This is a genomic window from Paraburkholderia sabiae (genome assembly GCF_030412785.1).
In the GTDB taxonomy this organism is placed as follows: domain Bacteria; phylum Pseudomonadota; class Gammaproteobacteria; order Burkholderiales; family Burkholderiaceae; genus Paraburkholderia; species Paraburkholderia sabiae.
This window is the reverse complement of record NZ_CP125295.1, coordinates 2,275,925-2,294,686: the sequence shown is the minus strand read 5'-3', so window position 1 is coordinate 2,294,686 and position 18,762 is coordinate 2,275,925. Positions and strand designations below refer to the sequence as shown.

Here is an 18,762-nt window from a genome sequence, read left to right as displayed (position 1 = left end):
AGTCAGATATCAGTACTACTATGGGCGGCAAGATGGCAGAGAACACACACGGCGTGCTTTTAATCCCAGTGGACGATTCGCAGTTCGCCGAATTTTTGCGGAAGTTCGAGAAATACCGGGAGGAAGCAAAGGAAGGTGCAGACCCTTGGGCGGGTAGTGCACAGAATGCCCGCGAAGCCGCAGACAGCGCCGCCGCACTTGACGCCCATATGGCCCATACCGCGCAAATCGTCAACTCAAGCAAGATGACGGGCACGCAGAGCTACAGCTTTCTGTTCGCTCAAAACATTCACTTTGCGGCGCGGGACTCGGAAAAGATTCTCAAGAATACCGACAAGACAAACCGCAGTCTGGTTGCGACGATTCGAAGCTGGACCAACCTTAGCGGACTGCGCAAAGACTTTCTGAAAGTGGGCGGCACGGCGCTGGCGGCGGGCGGCGCAATCGTGAATGCTACCAATGACCTCTCGAAAAAGAACCTTGAGGCACGGCAGCTTAATCTACCGATTGGTACGGCGGATGCATTCGAATCCGACTATCAGCCTTTGGGCCTGAAACGTTCGGACATCTCAAACTTTGCCAATGCGAAAGAGGATTCAAGGCTTTGGAAACCTCTGATTGCAGCGGGCCTGAGTGTCGATCAAATCAAAGGCTTGGACCCCGATGAACTGGCAATTGCATTCGCGCGCGCAGCGGGGCAGCAATACAAGGGGTGGGAGAGCCAAGGATTACCCGCTGCACAGATTGCCAACGCAAGAGGCTTTAATGACCTGCTAGGCAATGAGACGTTGCGGGCGGCGGGGAGCTGGACCGACCAGCAATGGAACGACACCCACGCCAAGTATCTGACCGATCAGCAATCCATGCGCATCGATCAGAAAACGGCCGATCAATCGACCGCGTTTATGCAGAAGCTACGTGCGGACATGACGACATTCGGCAACGCGTTCAATAGCGAGCTTGCCAAAGCCGCGCCGCAACTCGGACACCTTGCGGATGCCGCCACGGTTGCAGGGCAGAGCCTGATTAAATGGCTTGCGCCAAAGCTGGCGACAGTAGCAGAGGGGGCCGCCGATGTTACCGATACTCTCAACAACGGCACGACCTACACAAGCCCTGAGAACGGCGGGCCGCAGTACAAGCCCAATGATGCGGTGTCGGGTTTTCGTATGGTCGGAGACACCATCCGCAAATGGTTTCCCGGCATCCCCGATGCCACGCAACCCGTAGTCAATGCACCGGGATTCAAGGCAGACCCCAAGCGGGATGAAATGCTAAAGCGTTGGGAATCCCTCTATCGCTTGCGTCCCGGCGTGCTGGATAACTTTGAGCGGCAGGAATCATCGCGCGGAAAGAACATCGGCCCCAACACGAACGATAGTTCCGGCCCCGCTGGTCCTTTCCAGCTAACCAAGGACACCGGTAACGCGTTCGGGGTTTCGAATCGCTTGGATGAAAACGAGAGTGCCGGGGGCGCGGCGCGGTATATCGCGTTTCTCTTGCGTAAGTACCGGGGGGACTATGCAAAGGTGGGGGCCGCATACGATGGTTTCAGCGGGCTTGATAAAGCCATTGCGAAGTATGGTGATGACTGGCGGCATCACCTTAGCGAGTTCGGCACCGGCAAGGCAGTTAATGAGACCCGCAAGTATCTGAGCGATTTGGAGGCCAATGGTTTGGACCTTTCGAAACGCGATGATGCATTCGCCAACGCACGCAACGATGCCAATTTGAAACTTGACCCGCGCACGCTTGGCGCTGGTGAGTCGTTCGATGTGTCGGCGGGGCCAAAGGCACTCACGCAGCAACAGACCAGCAACGCCGTTGAAATGGGCGTTGTGTCGGGTATGGACAAGTTTCTCACCCGCCTTGCTGATGTATTCCGGGAGGGCGGCGGGGCGCAATTCCGTGGACCGGATGCGCGGCGCGAAAAACCCTCAGACGGCGCACGCGCCCCTGTGCGAGTAGACGTACGTGTCAACACGCCACCGGGAGCCAGCACGAACGTAACGATGGGTTCATCGCCTCAATAAAGCCATGTCACGCTATTTCGCAATTAGGGTTACAGACCCGAAGACAAACCAGATTCTGGTACCGAATCTCAACGGTAAGCCGGGCTTTTCTCGTGTGCCGTTTAGCCCGCTGGTGTTCTCCTATTCGAGCCTCTATCAGGGCGGTAGCCCCACGCGTCTGGCGTCCAACAACGCGAACGCGTTGCGAGTCACGTTTGATATTCCAACGGGGTTTCTTGACGCACCATTGGCAAACGCCTATTTCCGCATCTATGGTGTGTCGTTGCAGGAGATCAGCCAAGGCGCGAATCTTAACGGAATGAACGTTGCAATCTATGGCGGCATGGCGAAGGGTCTGCCACTCGCTAACCCGGCACAGATTGGGCCGCTTTGCCAAGGGCAGATTTTGCAGTGCTTTGGTAACTGGGTCGGTACATCGCAAACGCTCGATATGTACATTCAGGCGGGGGGCAGTAGTCCGGCCTCGAATCAGGTAACGGGTAGTGTGGTGACGTCCAGCACGCTCCCCGCACCGACAACGAATCAGAACCCTGCCGGTATCGTTTTTCAATGGCAACCGGGACAGCACCTAACGGATGCGCTTGTGCCCTGTATACAGAATGTTTATCCGCAATATTCCGTCCTTGGAACCTTGCATCAGGGGCTGGTGTGGACGGGCACAGCGGTAACCGCCGTGTTTGGGAAGCTATCGCAACTCGCGGGTTACGTGCGAAGGGCAAGTATCAATCTCATTGGAGGCTACGCCCCTGATACCGCCGCGTATATGGGCGTGAGGATGAGCCTTTGGAATAACAGCATCGTTTTGCAGGATGGCACGACACCGACCACGGCTAAGACCATCTACGCCGTGGATTTGATCGGGCAACCGACCTATTCGGAACCCCTTGAGATTCAAGTTACGTGCACGCTTAGAGGCGATATCAAGGTAGGCGCCTATGTGACGATCCCGCAAGGGCAATTGACCATCGGGACGGGAGCGCAGGTTGGATATGTTCCACCGCCGCCGGTTGAATCGATCAACACGGCGAAGAACAACATAGCGTTTCAGGGTTCTTATCTGGTAACGGCGGTGCGCCACGTAGGCGATAGCCGCAACCCCAGCGGTTTGGCGTGGGTCACGACAATTGATGTTCTCACTACGCAACCCTATGACGCCAACGCAGCGGTATATGCACAGAAAGTACTGGCGGGGCAGAACAAGAGCGCCTATCAGTTTTTCATCCCGTCATGAAAGAGATTGCAATTGCATTTAATTGCAGGAGAACGAAGCATGTACACCCCGACGATTCACGACAAGTTAGCAATGCTGCACCGCTTGCTGGACGCCACAGAGAACAGTCTGGTAGTGCCCGAAAGCGCGGAGAACGACGCTATGCAGCTTTGGCGGCATCGGGTCGCGTTGATGAATCTCCAACAGCTTACCGACCTCTCGCGCGAGGTAGAGCGCGATTTGGCGGCAGCGCTGATTAACGATGCAACGGCATCCAGCATCGATATCCAGTTCGAAACGCCTATTGGTCTGGATGGCAATCCGAACACCGGTATCCACCGCGCCTAAGCGGGGAGCAAAACAAAGCACACTCACCTGAACACCAACCCCCTAACCGTCATGGAGGACGCCAACGCATAGAGGTAGCAATGGGTATCACTGTAAAGAAAGAGGGCGGCAAGGTAGTACAGCTTCCCAAGAAAAAGGCGAAAACCGGCCCAGCGCCGATGCCCGCCGACAAGTTCGCGGCGATGCTGGAATGGATCAAGCGGGGCGAATCCGTTGCGCAAGCGAGCAAGCGCCCCGGCATGCCCGCCGAATCGACATTCCACGCGTGGCGCAAAAAGAGCGATGCAAACGACCACGCCTATAGAGAGGCATTGTCCTTTCAGGTAGATGGCATGGTTGATAGCGTCTTTCCGATGCTCGATAACCTGTTCAACGGGCAAAAGACCGTCAGTGAGACCGCGAAGCTACGCCGTGCCGCCATGCGCATACAGCACACACAGTGGCTGGCATCGCGTCGTGACCCCGCACACTACGGCGGACAGATCGCGGGCGATGACAGCACGGTTAAATTCGTGTACTCACCGGACGATCATAAGCCCGATACACCGCCCCCAAGCCCCCCGAAAGAAGGCACGCACGATGCCTAAAACTATCAAGTTGGACCCTTTGCATCCCGGCCAGATCGGCATATATCACCAGCTTGGCCGGCGCAATGTCATTCGATGCGGGCGGCGCTGGGGCAAGTCCACCATGCTTGAGACGATGGCCTCGAACTGGACCATGCGGTATGGCTGGAGAGTAGGAATATTTGGGCCGGATTATGACAAGATTGATCCGATGTTTGACAATCTTGTTGAAAATCTAGACCCGGCAATCAAGAAATCGTCAAAGACTGACAGAAAGATTTTTTTACGGAATGATGCAGTTATTGATTTCTTCAGCCTTACTCAAGAAAACGCGGGGCGTTCGCGCAAGTTTCATCGTGTGCTGATCGATGAGGCATCTTTAGCGAAAGATGCGACGATGAAACGTCAATGGGAAACCGCGATTGAGCCGACCCTTACCGACTATGAAGGGTGCGCGATTGTCGCGGGTACGCCTCTAGGGGTGAATCCCGAAAACTGGTTTTGGCAAATCAATCATAATCAGAATGTCTCAGAACCTTGGCAAGTTTTTCATGCTCCCTCTAGCAGCAATCCCCATTTACCGGCCAGAGAGTTAGAGCGAAAAAAAGAAACAACGCACCCGCTGGTGTTTCGTCAAGAGTACCTAGCGGAGTTTGTAGACTTCACAGGGGTAACGTTCTTTGACCTCTCGTATCTCACGCAGGACGGCATAGGGGTGGCGTATCCCGCGCATTGCGATTATGTTGGTGCGTGCATCGATACAGCCGTTAAGGATGGAATAGAACACGATGGAACCGCCGTTGTTTACTTCGCGCGTTCGCAATTTGCTGGAACCCCGCTTGTGATTCTGGATTGGGATATCACGCAGGTTAAGGGCAACACGTTGACGGCGTGGTTACCCTCTGTCCTGAGTCATGTTAATGAATTGGCAGAGCAATGCGGGGCCAGGTATGGGGGGGCGGGGGTATGGGTAGAGGACAAGGCATCCGGCAGTATCTTGATTCAAGAGGGGCAAGACAGAGGATGGCCCGTCAATCCAATCCCCGGCGAACTAACAGCCTTGGGTAAGAACGATAGGGCAATCAAATGTAGTAGCCCTGTCTATAGCAATCTGGTGCGCCTCTCAGAGTACGCACGGCAGAAAGAACAAACGTACAAGAATGTAACGCTCAACCACCTGATATCGCAGTTTTGCGGATTCGTCATCAACGACCCCAAGGCATACAAGCGGGCCGATGATTTGGCGGATGCAATGATGTACAGCATTCTAGTAACACTCAACCCAGAAATTTGACCCGAAGATTTAGTAGTCCTATTCTCAACGGAGAAAACCATGAGCACGAAAGAGAACAACGTCCCGGCAGTTCGAGACAACCCGCCGCCCCGCACGACCGGCACGCAACCGCCGCAACACCGGAATATGAACACCATGCGTCACAACACGGCAACGCCCGCCAACCCGAACAGCGTTATCAAGCGCTAACGGATCACGCCCGCACATAAGCGGGCTATCGCCGCGCGCTAAGGGGTGAATGATGGTCAAGCACATTTGCAAGCAGTGTCGCGAACTACTCCCGCATAGTTTCTTTGGATCGGGGCGGGAAAAGTTCGTGTGTTACAGGTGTGCGATGGATGAGGCGGCGCGATGGCGCTGTGTTACGAGTGGATACTCAAGCCGGTATCAGATTGCAGCTTGCAAGGGAGTGAAACATCGATGAGCCTGTTAGATGAACTGGAGGCCCGCGCGATGGAGGCAGGGCAGACCGTTGGCATGGAGTTTCACGGCCATTTGCTCGCGTATGTCCTAACCGAGGTGGGCGCGTGTTGGGTTATTGATGGTGAGCTAATCGACCGTGAGACAGCACAGGCGATTCTGGAGGCCGCAACGACATGAACAGACAGCAGAGACGCGCGAACGAACGCGCGCAAGCCAAAGCCAAGGTAATCAATCCCTCTCCAATGCAGCTTTGTATAGCGGCGGCGCTGCATCCCACTCTATGGCGTCCACCATCGCGGCCCGCGTCAGTGAAAGAGATTGCAATTGCACATGATTGCAGTACTAACGAAGGACAACAACCCGATTCGTCAAATTCGGTGGCGGGGTTTGCCGGGGCAACAGAAACAAGGCAATGCACAAAATGCAAAGACACAAAGCCTATAGACGACTTCATAAGTAAGGCAGCAACCAACACCGCATCACCTTACTACAGCCGCCTATGTAAACCCTGTATCCAACAGGCGCGGGAGCAAGAGAAAGAGAACGAACGCAATAGGGAAGCGGACAGGCAGATGCGGCGGCGGCAAAGAGAAGCACAAAGCGAACAAATAAAGAAACACCTAGACCAGATAGACAAAGAGAGAAGGGCAAAGATAGAAAACATGCTCAGGGCAGAGGAAGTGCGGCGGGCAAAAGACAAGATAGAGGAACTAAGAGAGAACCCACCCCCACAACACCCACGACACCCCAGCGGATTCCCCTGTAACCCATTTACAGGCATACACAACGCCTCTAACCGCAGAGCAACCATAGAGCGCACGGCACAGACGGATGATGAAACAGAGCTAGCGGTTTAGGCCCACGTTTCCCACGTTAAACACCGCGTCCATACGGGACGCCGACATTCATTCCCCATGCTAGGCACCCGCGTGCGCGGAGAGGGCGCTGGAAACGCGAACCATTGTGCGCCAGACGAACGCGTGAAATAGAGTTGGGCGATATTTAATCGTTTGCGATGCATTAGTGGGCATCCGGCGCTGTTCGGTAGGCGAATTTTTCCATGGCGGGTCGGAGTAGTGAGCGATGCTCTATATCATGCGGGTATCGGCCCAAAACCCTGCATCTCTCTTTTCGTGTGCATTCCGCCTCCAGCGCCACCATTGGTGATAACGCGATGGAGGAGCGCGAAAAGTGCACAGTTTCCCTTATGTCAAATTGCGATGCGGCGCAATAAATGCGCAAAATCAATGGTTTATCGCATGACTGAAAGTTGGCCGTAGGTTATGGGGCGATGCTGCACCGCTCCTGCCTTTCAGTTGTGGCGGAATGTGGCAAAAACCGAAAGGGTGTAGCCTGAAGTTACAGTCACTAGGCGTGGCGATAAGCGTAGCGCTCATCGATAGGCGTAGCGCCTAGTCTCTGCCCCGCCCCGATAGTCGCCACGACTACTATACCCAGAAGGTTGCAATCAATTGCAGCGGCGGCGGGCCGGGTGAATCACCCCTATGTGTACCCGCTCCCGGAGAACCGTCCACCTGATGGGGATTCGGACTTGCGAAAACCCGAACGATTCACCGGGGAAAGGTTGCGAAAACCCGAAGTCCGCACCCAAGCCCATAGACGCCTCCATAGGCCCGCCATGCCAATGCCCCCTCCCCATATGCCCGCGCATGGATGAGAGAGCGGGAGGCCGATGGTAGCGCCCCCATGCAGCGCCAGACCCCTTGCCGGACCAAAAGCGAAACGCCTTGCGGGGGTCGCGGGCCGCCCCCTAACCATTGGCAGAAATTTTTATAGAATCTCAAACGTCTAGTGCAACGGGAGCGTTTGTCAAATGAAAACCTACATCAAGCCACATGAGCCAGACCCCGCGCGAGAGGGAGACATGGCAACGATACGGTTTGCGGTGGACTCAGTACTCAAGGCGATCCACGATGCTGAACTGTTGATAAAGGCAAGCACGGTTCCGTCAGATGACTACGCGGCAGCGCTCGACAGACTGGAGGCAGCGCGGCGTGCATTGTCCGGTTGAACACCTATACTGCCCTCACCGACATGGAGGGCGTATGGATGAACACCAGCACCTCGCGCTGGCGGATCGGCATATCCACGAAGGCATTCAACGTATCCGCGATCAACAGGCCCGCGTGCGTTCCGGCAAGGGCAACGTGGTGGTAGGCATGAGCCTGCTAAACACCATGTATGAGACCTTGCGGGCCGGACTGGCGCACCGCCGCATCATCCGCCGCAGGATCAGGGCGGAAGAAATCCCGCCGCCCGCTGAAGCCCCCCCGTCTGTCTAGCCCTTGTCCTGCAACGCTCCGGGTGACTTTGCTAATATCGATTGGTAAATGTGAAGACCGCATGTGAGGGACCATGCCTTACGATCATCAACCAATTTTCGTGCCGCATCGGCTTGGCGCATCCGCCTACTTCGTGCGGGTCACATGGCCGGACGGATTTGAAACCGAGGTACATGGGTTCGCTAGCGAAGCTGACGCCCGTACGTGGATTCTCGACCATGGGCCGCGTTGGCAGGAATGGGCACCGCACCGGGTGAAGGCCAGCTTGCAACTGACGCGTGCATCAATCGAGCCAGACGACCGGACGTGACCTATTGGCATGGCTACTTCATTGCCAGAATCGGTTTGCTATCTGTCCTGCAGCGTCTAGCCTTACAAGCCGGGGTTGCTGGCGAGTGGCCCCGAAGTACGGGCATATCTCGCGGACCCCGCCAATCGCTGAACAATGGCAGCCTTTTTGGATTGGCGGGGCTTTTGTCTCCATCGTCGCGCCGTCAGTCACTTGAGACGGTCCACCTGACTCTGTATCTTTCCTTCATCGTCCTTATAGACGTGTGCGTCTCCCCCGGCCCGCCCCCACGTGGCATTTGCATTGAGGCATTGGGGGCTATCCAGCAGGTGTTTTACAAAGGCTTCATCGCGGGGGGCGTTGTTGACATACCAGTCATAGGTAGCGTGTTCGGGCTTGCCGGATGCCGATGGCGTGTAGAGGCACATAACCGTTGCGTTGGCGTAGGGCAAATGAACCTCTGTACCTCTCGTCTGTTTGCCGATGTTGCCGCCGTACAGGATGCCGCCGCCACGAATGGTGATTGTGCCTTTGCTTGCCGCCGCCTTGATATCGTCTAGTGTCATCGCTCGCTCCCTGTGCCGTTCGCTGCCTTGCGTTTGCGCCACTCCCGCAAGTATTGATTGGCGCGTTCCCGGTTGTGGTCCCGCCATAGCTTGGAGGCGGCGCTGGCACTCTCGCGGTTGATTCCCTCCCGCATGCATTGCTTGCAGGTCTTCCGGTAGCCTGTCTTGCATCGGGCCGCTTTTGAGAATGCAGTCTCCAGCGGTTTGGATTCCCCGCACCGCTTGCACTTCTGCATCTTTGTGATTGCGATAGCCATAGGTCACCCCTTTTTGGCCCCGCCGCTTGGGCCGCCAGCATTTGACGAAGCGGATGATTGTGTGTCGTTAGGAGTGCAATCAAGTGCAATTGCAATCTCTTTCTTCACACGCGACCGCCGCTGATACTCGTTCAGCTTGCCGGGGTTCGCTGCGCTCCATTCCCGATGATAGTCGGGATTTTGCTTCCGCCATGCCTTTTGATACGCCTTGGTCTTTTCGGGGTTCGCTGCGCGGTTGCGGGCGTTGTTAGCGCTGTAACAGGTTTTGCAGATCGAACGGTAACGGCCTCCCTGCATATAGAAATCCTGTTCCGCTATCTTCACCAGCAAACACCGCTTGCACTTTTTTCGAGTCGTGAGCGTGATAGCCATAGCGCCCCCTAGATGCCATGCACGCCCAAGGCGATGGCGAGCAACAACACCAGCGCCGCCTGTGCTGCCAGCGTGCAGACAAACGCGATGATTGTGTTCTTCGTGTTGTCACTCATGATGGCCTCCAGCTAGGTAGTCGCGAATGGTGGCAGTGTTCCAGTAGGGGCGTGGATCACGGCCCGATGGCGCGGGGATGGCCCCGGCCTTGAGCTTGCGATAGAACGAATCATGGGAGACGGACAGCAGCGTTAGCAGATGCCCCACGCGCAAGCGCCCCGGTTGGTTAAGATCGATCGTTACCGGCTTTGGTCTGGCGGGCCGACCTTGCGGGAGCTTTTTTCCTAGCGTCTGGCCGTTTTGTTCGATGGTCATATACAGCACTCCTAAATCTCATGTCGCACTCCATTGCAGGTTTAAGGGAAGCGCCCCGGAGGGCGCGAGGTACTACGGCTACGATTCTTTCTTGTTCGCCAGCATCGCTGGTGCGATGGTTGAAAATCTCCAGTACGGCCTCCCGTCGTTTCCATCGCTAGGCGGGAAATTACGGTCCTTCATGAAGTCGATCAGTTCGGACATGGAGATACTCATTTCATAGGCGACATGTTCGGGGCGGATGCGTAGCTCGACCCCGAACGCCATTTCCATCGGGTCTAACTTCATTCGGTCGTGATCAATTGAAGTTTTGGTTTGCGCGCAGTCTTGCTAGGTTCTTCAGGTTGTGCGTGTTTGCCGTAGAGCCAAGTTTCTGGCAGCGGACGCAACGCGCATCCTTCTAATGCGGCGCTGAATTTTTCCGCCGACGAATAAAACTCTTTGTTCATGGCGTCTATCTGGTTGCTAATTCTGTGCGCGTGTTTTTGAAACATAGAGCGTTCTTCGTCAGTGAGCTTTTCCCCCTCGCAAACTGCAAGGAGATCGTCTCGATACTGACTCAGTGCGTTAAGTTCAATACAGTAGAGTCGATAGTCGAGCGAGGCGGCTGGTTCAGCTTGATAACGCTCCCTTTCGAAACTAGACAAATAGCCGTTCGACTTTTTCAGCACTGACAGTAATTTGGACTTGATACGGCTGACGCGAGCAATGCGCGCCTTCACTTCCTTTTCGTCGCGAGCAGGAAGTAGAGAGAGGACAGACAATTGTTTGGACATGAAAAACTCCAGTTACCTTGGTGTAAGTAATCGGAGCCGACCAAACCGCCATGCAGGGGAAGCGGAAATAAAAAAGAGTCCGCGCCCACAGCCTGCAAAGGCTGATTTGGCCGGACTCCATTCCGGGTACTTCGTCAAAGCAGCGACTCAAGTTCGCTCGACATACATAGTATAGGATATGACGCTATCAGACGCAATAAGACATTGATGAATTTTATCAATGTCCAATCGTCTGAAGAAAATCGGCCCACGTTTGCATCATTTTCTGGCGTTCGGGTAGTAGCTGCGCTTTGGAATAGGCGCGGCGCACCTGATTTTTCTCGACATGCGCCAAGGCTCTATCCACGGCTTTGACGGTAAAGTTATTTTCATCGGCCCATGTCGCAAACGTGCCCCGGAAACCGTGCGCGCGGAACCAGTTTTCTCCTTCCCCAAACCCGGCCCGGATAATCAGTTTATTGATTACTGCGTGACTGAGCGGACGGGAGGGGTCGCGTTCATTCGGAAACACAAAATCATCCGGTTTGTCCCGTTTGGTTAATTCCTTGACCTGTTTAAGTACGGTTATGGCCTGATGACTGAGCGGGACAATATGCGATTTTTTCATTTTCATGCGTCCACCGGGCACGGTCCATTGCGCGTGCTTGAAATCAAACTCTTGCCAGCGGGCCTCACGCACTTCTACCGTGCGGGTAGCCGTCAATAACAGAAGCCGCAATGCCAGCTTGGTAAGGGGCTTGGCGGGCGTCACGCCAATGGAGGCAATCAGGCGTTTCAGGTTGATATCGTCAAGCGCCGTGTTATTGCGGGTTTCAGGCAGCTTGGCAACGTCGGAGAAACGCAGGGCAGAGACGGGGTTATGCTCGACTATCTCTTGCGTAATGGCCCGCCTGAATCCGCCGTCTAAATAGCTGCGCACCCGCACTGCGACATGCGGCGCACCGGTTTTCTTTCTCTCGTCCCCGCTGGTCCCGTTTCTCACTGCGATTGATTGTAAAAACTTGGACACCTGAGCCGGTTTGACGTCGCGGGCGGGTAGATTGCCGAACGCGGTATCGTTCAGATAGCGTTCGATATAGCGGGAGGCCGAATCCCGGTAGCTGTCAGAAAAGCGGATTTTTTCTGCATCGAACCAGCTTTTGACAATCGAATAAACCGTGTTTTCTGCCGCTTTTATGTTGTCTTGCTTTAATTGCTCTTTTCGCAGAAGCGGATTTATCCCGTCCTTTACCAATTCGCGGGCCGCATCGCGTTTCGTGCGAGCCTCTTTCAACGTCATGGCGGGAAAATCCCCAAGCGTAATCGTTGAGGTTTTGCCGCCGATCCGGAAATCGAATTTCCATTTACGTTTGCCGGATACCGGCACGTACAGATACAGCGAATGGTCATCAACGACTTTGTAAGGCTTGTCCTTGGGCTTGGCGGCAAGCAGATGCGCGTGCGTGAGGGTGGCTGTCATGGCGTACTCCAGAGGTGGAACTACGCCACAATCTTACCTTGTTTTTACCTCGAAATTGCCTTGATGCAGACGGACGCAATCGGACGCAAGATGACACATTAGTCGATTGTGATTGGCTTGAAACGCTTACCAGATAAGGCTTTTAGCGTGATTGAGTCTTGTCTGGCAAGGATGGGCGGGAGAGTACGAAATTGTGGGCGTGATCGTCGGCGTCGATCAGTAAGGGTTTTACCTCGATGCCGGGCGCGCGCGGCAGCTGCGCGTCCGGCATGTCCGATATGTCATAAGCCGTCCAGTATGCCCTCTATGTCGCGTCTGCCTTGGGCAGTTGCCGCATGAGAAGCGTAATATAGCCATCGATACATCGCGGCCAAATGCGCCGCAACGGAACGGAGACGGACGATGGCACAGACGGGCACCGCGGCGCTGCCGCTGCAGGACACGACGACAGGCGTCGTCACGCTGGCGGGCGCGTTTCTGCGTCCGATGCGGGTGACGCTCGACGATCTGCGGCAGCACGCGAGCGTCACGGCCGATCCGTTCGATCTGCGCTGCTACACGACCAACCGCTTCATCCGCAAGGTCGATCAATATCGCGGCGTGCTGCTGAAAGATCTGATCGAGCTGGCCGGCCTGCGCAACGACAATCCCGGCGACTTCAAGCGCACCGTTTTCATTGCGCACGCTCACGACGGCTACGCGGTCACCTTCTCCTGGCATGAACTGTTCAATACGCCGATCGGCGAGCGCGTGCTGGTTGCGTTCGAACGCGGCGACGAGCCGCTTTCCGCCGACGACGGCGCGCCCATCCTCTTCTCAGCCGCCGATATCCTGCCTGCGCCGCGCCATGTGAAACGGCTGTCGGGTGTCGTCGCGCGCGTGCTCGAATTGTGATGCGTTGAGCTCCGCACCCGTTGCCGCGCGACGGCTGCGCGCGGCCGCACTGGTGCAAGTGCCGATTGATTGGCCGCATATGGCATCGTGTATGCTTGCGCGCATGAGGCAACCGGCAGACAAACATGAAAACATCGGCACATCCGAAGCCCGAGGTGCGCTTCAGAATGCGTATCCAGCAGGCGGGCACGATCGCGCTCGGACCGGGAAAAGTCGCGCTGCTCGAAGCGGTGCGCGAGCATGGTTCGATTTCGGCGGCCGCGCGCAGCCTCAGCATGTCGTATCGACGCGCGTGGCTGTTGATGGATGAGTTGAACCGGTCGCTGAAATCGCCCGCGACGGTGTCCGAGCATGGCGGGCAGAGCGGCGGCGGCAGCGTGCTGACGCCTGTCGGTGAGGAGATCATCCGGCTGTATCGCGGCATCGAGGCGCAAGCGTATGCCGCGTGCGCCGACAACATCGCCGCGCTCACGAAGATGGTGCGGCGCTAGTTCACTAGCGCCGACGCGGTGTGACGTTTTTTAGCCGTGCCGCAGACAAAAGCGCGGCGAGCCGCCTGGCTGCGTGTTGGTTCGCGCATCGGCATTGAGCCGGCCCATCAGTTCGACGAAACTCGCGACGCTCGCAGTTCGCAGCGGATACCACGCGACGTGGCTACGTTCGCACACGCGCTTGAGCATGTTCATCGAGTCGTGATCGATGCAGTCGACGGGAAACACGACCATGTCCGCGCCCGGCAGCGCAGCCGCCAGCAGCCCCTTGCGATCTTCGATGCCGCCGTCATGCACGGTAATCTCACCGCCCGCCGATTCGACGATCCGTCTGATGGCCGCATTCGATCCCGGCCGTCCGCCGACATACACGATACGCATGCGGTCCAGAATCGGCAGCGAAGCTGTCGAACCTTGTGACGCGTCGTCTTCGCTCGCCGCAATATGAAGCGTGCGTTCGAGCGCGCTCGCTTCGGCTTGCAGCGTCTTCACGAGCGCGTCCATTTCATCGAGCCTCTCACGCAATGCGCGTGCGCTTTCGTGTTCGGCGGCGGCGCGTTGTTCGGCTGCCTCGCGGCGGTTTGTATGAAGCGCGAGCCGTTCGTCGCGTGCCGTCAGCGCTTCGCGCAGCGTGAGGACTTCGGCGCGCAGCGCGTCGTCGCTATCGGCATCCTGCGCTTTGGCATGCGCGGCGCGCGCTTCGAGTTCGTGCGCGGCCGTGTCGCGCTGCAAGCTCATCTCCTGCAAGCGGCTCTGCTGCCGATCGATCTTCGCGCGCAACGACGCGTTCTCTTCCTCCAGCGCAACGAGCCGCCGGATGTCCGCGCGATTCGCGGCACCGACCAGATGCGACAGCATGTGCAGATCGCCGAAGGCCGTTTGCCGCACGCTCATCGTCGTTTGCGAATGCGTCATCAGCGCCCAGTAGGCGGGCGGGATGTCGCCGTTCTTCAGCGCTTCCTTCCATAGCGCGAGCACGGCATCGGGATCTTTCGCCTTGTCGAACAGCCGGATCGCGCCGGCATAGCGTTCGTCGAGCGCTTTCTGCAGCGCCTTGCCGCCTGCGCCGCCTTCGATCGCGAGTTCGACGGCTGTGTGATGAATTTCGAGGTCGCTCGCACGCTGACGGTCGAGGCTCGTGTACTTCGGCACGAGCTTGCGCAATTCATGCGTGCTCAGGCACGTGCCGATGATCGAACAATGCAGATGCGAGTCCAGTTCGGCGAGGCGAGTGCGTCGTTTCAGGTCCGCGAGCTGTGCTTTCGAAGGCGCGCAACAGGGATCGGCGCGCCCTTCAACAGTGCGATGGGCGGCATTTACAGGCGTATCGAGGCTGGTCGTACGGGCAAGACGAAAGGGCGGTGCGTGCATGGTGACCTCTATCCGGACAGTTGAGCGGACCGGGGTGGATGCGCGAGCAGATGACCGAAATATACCACTGAATATATCGAATGCGATTCCGCGCGATCAGTGCACGGGTTCCGGCTGGCGTCGGCGCGTGGGCAGCGGCGGGCGCTTGAGAGCGACCGTACGCGGCGGCGCCGGTTTGTGCCGTTCGAGCACGTGTTCGACGCACAGTCCCACGAGAATCGCATCGACGCGCTCCAGCGCCGTGACCGTCTCGCGCATCGCGGTTGGGTCCGTACTGAACGACTCGGAAAACACGGCGTCGCGCGTGCGTTCGAGCACACGTGCCTGACGGATTGCGATTTTCAGTTCACGCAGCCGCGCAAAGCGCGCCGCTTGTGCTTCGCTCGCGAGCATTCCCAGCAACTCGCGTAAGGACGCGGAAGACAGGCCGTCGGCGGCGAGCGCCGAGTTGCGCGTGGCGGCGAACATCTGCACGAAACGCGTGACGCTGCTGCGCAAACGCCTGAATCCATCGACGACGTCGCGGATCTGCTGCGCCCGCACATCGCCCGATAAAGGCTTGAGCGTGCTGATCTTCGTGGATAGCGCATCCGTTTGTGCCTTGCGACGAGTGCTGTCCACCCCGTTTCTCCCGAGCTTCGAACTATCGATGTATTCTACCGGATATATCGGTGCGCAGGATATTCCGCAGTTTTATCGGTCAATTCGAAGTCAGCGGCGCACGACGACGAGCGCGATGCCGCCCAGTATCGCGAGCGCGCTCAGCGCGAGGCGCGCCGTCAGCGGTTCGGCGAGCAGCGCGATGCCGCCTGCCGCGGCGATCAGCGGCACGCTCAGTTGCACGGTTGCAGCCGTAGCGGACGGGATGTGCTTGAGCGCGGCATACCAGATCACATAGCCGACGCCCGACGTCAACGCGCCCGAAATCGCCGCGAAAAGCAGGCCGGTTTTATCGATCGACGCATGGGTGAACATGGCGGCGCTGATCGCTATCGCGAAGGGGATTGCGCGAATGAAATTGCCGGCCGTGGTGACAGTGGGATCGGCGGCGCGTTTGCCGCGTAGCGAATAGATGCCCCATGCGATGCCCGCGCACAGCATCAGCAGCGACGCGAGCGGAGGCGGCGCGCTGACGCCCGGCAGCACGAGAGCGACGAGTCCCGCGAGCGCGCATATCAGGCCGATCCATTGCAACGCGCGCAGACGTTCACCGCGCGCAAGCGCGTAGCCGATCATCGTTGCCTGCACCGCGCCGAACAGCAGCAGCGCACCCGTGCCTGCCGCCAGCGAGACATACGCAAACGAAAACGCCGCTGCGTACGCAAACAGCGCGAACGCAGACAGCCAGTTGCCCCCGATGCGCTGCGATTCGCCGCGCGTGCGCAGAACGATCCACAACGCGATCGCCGCCGACACGATGCGCACCGACGTGAATGTTGCGGGATCGATCGACGTGCCTTTCAGTGCCACGCGGCATAGCAGCGAATTGCCCGCGAAGGCGAACATCGCGACGATCGTCAGCAAGACGATGCGCATGCGCGGCATGGAACGGTTTGCGGCAATCTGCATCGGTGAAAGAAGGGCGTTGAAAAAACGATGCCGGATGGCAAGCATGTCGCCATCCGGCACGTTGGATACATCGTGCGAAAGGCACTCAGGCCATTGCTGACGGCTTGATGTTCTGATTATGCCGGAACAGGTTCTGAGGATCGTAACGGTCTTTCACTGCAACGAGGCGTTCGTAGTTCGGACCATACGCAGCCCCCACGCGGCCCGATTCTTCTTCCGTCATGAAGTTCACGTAGACGCTGCCCAGCGCAAACGGCGCCGATGCATCGAAGAATGCACGCGACCACGCGATGCAGCGTTCGTCGTCGTCGGCCTCTGTCCAGCGGCCGTGCACGTTCATCACGTACTTCGCATCGCGATTCGAGTAAGCCGTCGCATCCGGTGCGACGCGCATCGTTTGTCCGCCGATCGCGCCAAAGAAGATCTCGCACTGCGGCGATGGCAGATTGCCGATTGCATCGACGAATGCGTCGATCAGGCCGTCGTCGAGCGTCGCCAGATTGTGTGACTTCCAGTAGTTGCGCGCGCCGGGCGTGAGCAGCGGATCGAATGCCTGCTGCCATGCGGTAAACGGCATCGGCCCGAGATGTTCGCCGTACGGCGTGCCGAACTTGCGCACTTCGTCGACCACGCTGGGACCGTTCGCGACGGGCCCCGTATAGCAGACGGCGAACGCGATGATCGGCTTGCCGTGCACGTCGGCGGGCAGGAAAGGCAGCGGCGGCGCGAAGCGCGCGACAGCCCAGACGGTCAATTCGTCGGGCCATGTTTCGAACGCCGCGCGGTATTTGACGAGCGCGTCGCGCGCCTGATCCATCGGCAACACGACGAGGCCGCCATACACTTCCGGACCGACTTCATGCAGCCGGAACTCGAACATCGTGACGACGCCGAAGTTGCCGCCGCCGCCGCGAATGGCCCAGAACAGATCTTCGTGCGAATCGGCGCTGCAGTGGATCATTTCGCCGTCGGCGGTGACGACGTCGGCTGAAATCAGGTTGTCGACGGTCATGCCGAAGCGCCGGCTGATCCAGCCGAAGCCGCCGCCGAGCGTCAGGCCGGCGACGCCCGTTGTCGAATTGATACCGAGCGGCGTGGCGAGGCCGAACGCTTGTGCTTCGTGATCGAAGTCGCGCAACAGGCAACCGGGCTCGACATACGCGCGCCGCGCAATGGGATCGATGCGAGCGGATTTCATCAGCGAAAGATCGAGCAGCATGCCGTCTTCGCACACGCCGCTGCCAGCAATGTTGTGGCCGCCGCCGCGCACGGCAAGCAGCAGCTTGTTGTCGCGCGTGAAATTGACAGCGCGACGCACGTCGGCTGTGCCCGCGCAGCGAACGATGATCGCGGGGCGACGATCGATCATGCCATTCCAGATGCTGCGCGCTTCGTCGAACGATGGATCGCCGGGCAATACGACCTGGCCTCGCGTGAGAGCTTTGAATTCGTCGATTGCACTGCTGGACAGATTCGCCATGCTACACCTCCGGTACGAACAAACAACGTCCGAACCCCTCGATCATGTCTGATCAAAGTAGTTCGGACGACCTGGCTTTCATTGCAGTAAACGGGGCTGACCGGCGTGTACAAATTAACGTATACCCGCATTCGTCATTTCGCTTCGCAAAACGCCTTTAGAGGTGGACCGGCAAGCAGGAAAACCCCTTGAAACAAGGCATTTTTTGCATTCCGTCACGGATGGAGTACTTCGTAAATAGCGTCTTTAGCGACGTGTGATGATTTCGATTGAATGCGTAATTGCTGCATGTATTGCGCGGCGGGTCTTGAGTCGCTGGACGCGTTCATTTCAGCGCCGCCGATGACGCCCGTGCCGCGAACCAGGCGCGTTGCCGGAGAGTGTGCATTCGCGCATGCAAACCGAACTCATCGTCAAACGATGGCGGCGTTTCTTCTGTTACGCTGACCGCCAACTTGCTCTCCGTAAGTAAACAGGCGTCAATGCGTAATAGATTGTTCTACTGTCCGTAAGTACAGTAGATGGTGGTTGTTCGTGTTTTGTATGGTTAACCCCGATTTAAACGTAAACGAACAAAAGAGAACATTGTTACTGTTGTTTTGATTTCCTTTTTGAACATCGGCCTTAGGGTCTGTTTTTGAAGTACCCGAATAAAAAAACCATCGGGACAATGGATCGACAACAGCTTC

General features: G+C 57.4%; 22 protein-coding genes. 12 read left to right on the top strand and 10 right to left on the bottom strand.

What is annotated here, in order from left to right; all coding sequences use genetic code 11:
- Positions 1-20 precede the first annotated feature (20 nt).
- The 10 genes from QEN71_RS10315 to QEN71_RS10270 all read left to right on the top strand — a co-directional run bounded on the left by QEN71_RS10315 (position 21) and on the right by QEN71_RS10270 (position 8,177).
- The gene (locus tag QEN71_RS10315) at positions 21-2,033 is read left to right on the top strand and encodes a transglycosylase SLT domain-containing protein (protein WP_201649143.1); all 2,013 of its coding nucleotides are present in this window, start codon (positions 21-23) and stop codon (positions 2,031-2,033) included.
- A 4-nt stretch (positions 2,034-2,037) separates the two neighbouring features.
- Complete coding sequence (locus QEN71_RS10310) at positions 2,038-3,264, top strand: hypothetical protein (protein WP_201649144.1); 1,227 nt, start codon at positions 2,038-2,040, stop codon at positions 3,262-3,264.
- A gap of 39 nt (positions 3,265-3,303) precedes the next feature.
- Positions 3,304-3,591, top strand: a complete 288-nt coding sequence (locus tag QEN71_RS10305; protein ID WP_201649145.1) for a hypothetical protein — start codon at positions 3,304-3,306, stop codon at positions 3,589-3,591.
- An 80-nt stretch (positions 3,592-3,671) separates the two neighbouring features.
- The gene (locus QEN71_RS10300) at positions 3,672-4,178 is read left to right on the top strand and encodes a terminase small subunit-like protein (RefSeq protein ID WP_201649146.1); all 507 of its coding nucleotides are present in this window, start codon (positions 3,672-3,674) and stop codon (positions 4,176-4,178) included.
- Complete coding sequence (locus tag QEN71_RS10295; protein ID WP_201649147.1) at positions 4,171-5,451, top strand: hypothetical protein; 1,281 nt, start codon at positions 4,171-4,173, stop codon at positions 5,449-5,451. Before QEN71_RS10300 ends, QEN71_RS10295 begins: the two co-directional genes overlap by 8 nt.
- Before the next feature lie 39 nt (positions 5,452-5,490).
- A complete protein-coding gene (locus QEN71_RS10290; protein ID WP_201649148.1) occupies positions 5,491-5,640 on the top strand; it encodes a hypothetical protein in 150 nt (49 codons plus the stop codon).
- Positions 5,641-5,871: 231 nt separating this feature from the next.
- The gene (locus QEN71_RS10285; protein ID WP_201649149.1) at positions 5,872-6,051 is read left to right on the top strand and encodes a hypothetical protein; all 180 of its coding nucleotides are present in this window, start codon (positions 5,872-5,874) and stop codon (positions 6,049-6,051) included.
- A gap of 131 nt (positions 6,052-6,182) precedes the next feature.
- A complete protein-coding gene (locus QEN71_RS10280; RefSeq protein WP_201649150.1) occupies positions 6,183-6,731 on the top strand; it encodes a hypothetical protein in 549 nt (182 codons plus the stop codon).
- A gap of 977 nt (positions 6,732-7,708) precedes the next feature.
- Positions 7,709-7,906, top strand: a complete 198-nt coding sequence (locus tag QEN71_RS10275; RefSeq protein WP_201649151.1) for a hypothetical protein — start codon at positions 7,709-7,711, stop codon at positions 7,904-7,906.
- A gap of 34 nt (positions 7,907-7,940) precedes the next feature.
- Complete coding sequence (locus QEN71_RS10270) at positions 7,941-8,177, top strand: hypothetical protein (RefSeq protein WP_201649152.1); 237 nt, start codon at positions 7,941-7,943, stop codon at positions 8,175-8,177.
- Between the two features lie 498 nt (positions 8,178-8,675).
- On the opposite strand, the gene QEN71_RS10265 is transcribed toward QEN71_RS10270, so the two are convergent.
- From QEN71_RS10265 to QEN71_RS10240, 6 genes are all read right to left on the bottom strand, one after another.
- The gene (locus QEN71_RS10265; RefSeq protein ID WP_201649153.1) at positions 8,676-9,032 is read right to left on the bottom strand and encodes a hypothetical protein; all 357 of its coding nucleotides are present in this window, start codon (positions 9,030-9,032) and stop codon (positions 8,676-8,678) included.
- A gap of 260 nt (positions 9,033-9,292) precedes the next feature.
- The gene (locus QEN71_RS10260; RefSeq protein ID WP_201649154.1) at positions 9,293-9,661 is read right to left on the bottom strand and encodes a hypothetical protein; all 369 of its coding nucleotides are present in this window, start codon (positions 9,659-9,661) and stop codon (positions 9,293-9,295) included.
- A gap of 108 nt (positions 9,662-9,769) precedes the next feature.
- Complete coding sequence (locus QEN71_RS10255; RefSeq protein WP_201649155.1) at positions 9,770-10,033, bottom strand: hypothetical protein; 264 nt, start codon at positions 10,031-10,033, stop codon at positions 9,770-9,772.
- A gap of 78 nt (positions 10,034-10,111) precedes the next feature.
- Positions 10,112-10,306 (bottom strand): hypothetical protein, encoded by a 195-nt coding sequence (locus QEN71_RS10250; RefSeq protein WP_201649156.1) that lies wholly within the window; start codon positions 10,304-10,306, stop codon positions 10,112-10,114.
- 11 nt (positions 10,307-10,317) lie between these two features.
- On the bottom strand, positions 10,318-10,809 hold the full coding sequence (locus QEN71_RS10245; protein ID WP_201649157.1) for a hypothetical protein: 492 nt from the start codon (positions 10,807-10,809) through the stop codon (positions 10,318-10,320).
- Between the two features lie 217 nt (positions 10,810-11,026).
- Positions 11,027-12,268 (bottom strand): tyrosine-type recombinase/integrase, encoded by a 1,242-nt coding sequence (locus tag QEN71_RS10240; protein WP_201649158.1) that lies wholly within the window; start codon positions 12,266-12,268, stop codon positions 11,027-11,029.
- Positions 12,269-12,670: 402 nt separating this feature from the next.
- Here QEN71_RS10240 and QEN71_RS10235 point away from each other — a divergent pair, with 402 nt between their 5' ends.
- A complete protein-coding gene (locus QEN71_RS10235) occupies positions 12,671-13,162 on the top strand; it encodes a molybdopterin-dependent oxidoreductase (protein ID WP_201649159.1) in 492 nt (163 codons plus the stop codon).
- Positions 13,163-13,329: 167 nt separating this feature from the next.
- Positions 13,330-13,653, top strand: a complete 324-nt coding sequence (locus tag QEN71_RS10230; protein ID WP_201649352.1) for a winged helix-turn-helix domain-containing protein — start codon at positions 13,330-13,332, stop codon at positions 13,651-13,653.
- A 30-nt stretch (positions 13,654-13,683) separates the two neighbouring features.
- On the opposite strand, the gene QEN71_RS10225 is transcribed toward QEN71_RS10230, so the two are convergent.
- The 4 genes from QEN71_RS10225 to QEN71_RS10210 all read right to left on the bottom strand — a co-directional run bounded on the left by QEN71_RS10225 (position 13,684) and on the right by QEN71_RS10210 (position 18,073).
- A complete protein-coding gene (locus tag QEN71_RS10225; protein ID WP_201649160.1) occupies positions 13,684-15,024 on the bottom strand; it encodes a DUF2325 domain-containing protein in 1,341 nt (446 codons plus the stop codon).
- A gap of 96 nt (positions 15,025-15,120) precedes the next feature.
- A complete protein-coding gene (locus QEN71_RS10220; protein ID WP_201649161.1) occupies positions 15,121-15,645 on the bottom strand; it encodes a hypothetical protein in 525 nt (174 codons plus the stop codon).
- 90 nt (positions 15,646-15,735) lie between these two features.
- Entirely contained in the window at positions 15,736-16,569 is an 834-nt protein-coding gene (locus tag QEN71_RS10215; RefSeq protein WP_201649353.1) for a DMT family transporter, read from the bottom strand.
- Positions 16,570-16,678: 109 nt separating this feature from the next.
- Positions 16,679-18,073, bottom strand: coding sequence for an FAD-binding oxidoreductase (locus QEN71_RS10210; RefSeq protein ID WP_201649162.1), 1,395 nt, complete (start codon positions 18,071-18,073; stop codon positions 16,679-16,681).
- Positions 18,074-18,762: the final 689 nt, after the last annotated feature.

What these genes read in the sequence shown, in the direction of transcription:
- QEN71_RS10290 (WP_201649148.1), top strand. Translation starts at nt 5,491, where the DNA reads ATGAGCACGAAAGAGAACAACGTCCCGGCAGTTCGAGACAACCCGCCG.
- QEN71_RS10235 (WP_201649159.1), top strand. Translation starts at nt 12,671, where the DNA reads ATGGCACAGACGGGCACCGCGGCGCTGCCGCTGCAGGACACGACGACA.
- QEN71_RS10225 (WP_201649160.1), bottom strand. Translation starts at nt 15,024, where the DNA reads ATGCACGCACCGCCCTTTCGTCTTGCCCGTACGACCAGCCTCGATACG.
- QEN71_RS10265 (WP_201649153.1), bottom strand. Translation starts at nt 9,032, where the DNA reads ATGACACTAGACGATATCAAGGCGGCGGCAAGCAAAGGCACAATCACC.
- QEN71_RS10215 (WP_201649353.1), bottom strand. Translation starts at nt 16,569, where the DNA reads ATGCCGCGCATGCGCATCGTCTTGCTGACGATCGTCGCGATGTTCGCC.
- QEN71_RS10295 (WP_201649147.1), top strand. Translation starts at nt 4,171, where the DNA reads ATGCCTAAAACTATCAAGTTGGACCCTTTGCATCCCGGCCAGATCGGC.
- QEN71_RS10210 (WP_201649162.1), bottom strand. Translation starts at nt 18,073, where the DNA reads ATGGCGAATCTGTCCAGCAGTGCAATCGACGAATTCAAAGCTCTCACG.
- QEN71_RS10260 (WP_201649154.1), bottom strand. Translation starts at nt 9,661, where the DNA reads ATGGCTATCACGCTCACGACTCGAAAAAAGTGCAAGCGGTGTTTGCTG.
- QEN71_RS10270 (WP_201649152.1), top strand. Translation starts at nt 7,941, where the DNA reads ATGGATGAACACCAGCACCTCGCGCTGGCGGATCGGCATATCCACGAA.
- QEN71_RS10275 (WP_201649151.1), top strand. Translation starts at nt 7,709, where the DNA reads ATGAAAACCTACATCAAGCCACATGAGCCAGACCCCGCGCGAGAGGGA.
- QEN71_RS10245 (WP_201649157.1), bottom strand. Translation starts at nt 10,809, where the DNA reads ATGTCCAAACAATTGTCTGTCCTCTCTCTACTTCCTGCTCGCGACGAA.
- QEN71_RS10305 (WP_201649145.1), top strand. Translation starts at nt 3,304, where the DNA reads ATGTACACCCCGACGATTCACGACAAGTTAGCAATGCTGCACCGCTTG.
- QEN71_RS10230 (WP_201649352.1), top strand. Translation starts at nt 13,330, where the DNA reads ATGCGTATCCAGCAGGCGGGCACGATCGCGCTCGGACCGGGAAAAGTC.
- QEN71_RS10255 (WP_201649155.1), bottom strand. Translation starts at nt 10,033, where the DNA reads ATGACCATCGAACAAAACGGCCAGACGCTAGGAAAAAAGCTCCCGCAA.
- QEN71_RS10300 (WP_201649146.1), top strand. Translation starts at nt 3,672, where the DNA reads ATGGGTATCACTGTAAAGAAAGAGGGCGGCAAGGTAGTACAGCTTCCC.
- QEN71_RS10250 (WP_201649156.1), bottom strand. Translation starts at nt 10,306, where the DNA reads ATGGAAATGGCGTTCGGGGTCGAGCTACGCATCCGCCCCGAACATGTC.
- QEN71_RS10285 (WP_201649149.1), top strand. Translation starts at nt 5,872, where the DNA reads ATGAGCCTGTTAGATGAACTGGAGGCCCGCGCGATGGAGGCAGGGCAG.
- QEN71_RS10315 (WP_201649143.1), top strand. Translation starts at nt 21, where the DNA reads ATGGGCGGCAAGATGGCAGAGAACACACACGGCGTGCTTTTAATCCCA.
- QEN71_RS10310 (WP_201649144.1), top strand. Translation starts at nt 2,038, where the DNA reads ATGTCACGCTATTTCGCAATTAGGGTTACAGACCCGAAGACAAACCAG.
- QEN71_RS10240 (WP_201649158.1), bottom strand. Translation starts at nt 12,268, where the DNA reads ATGACAGCCACCCTCACGCACGCGCATCTGCTTGCCGCCAAGCCCAAG.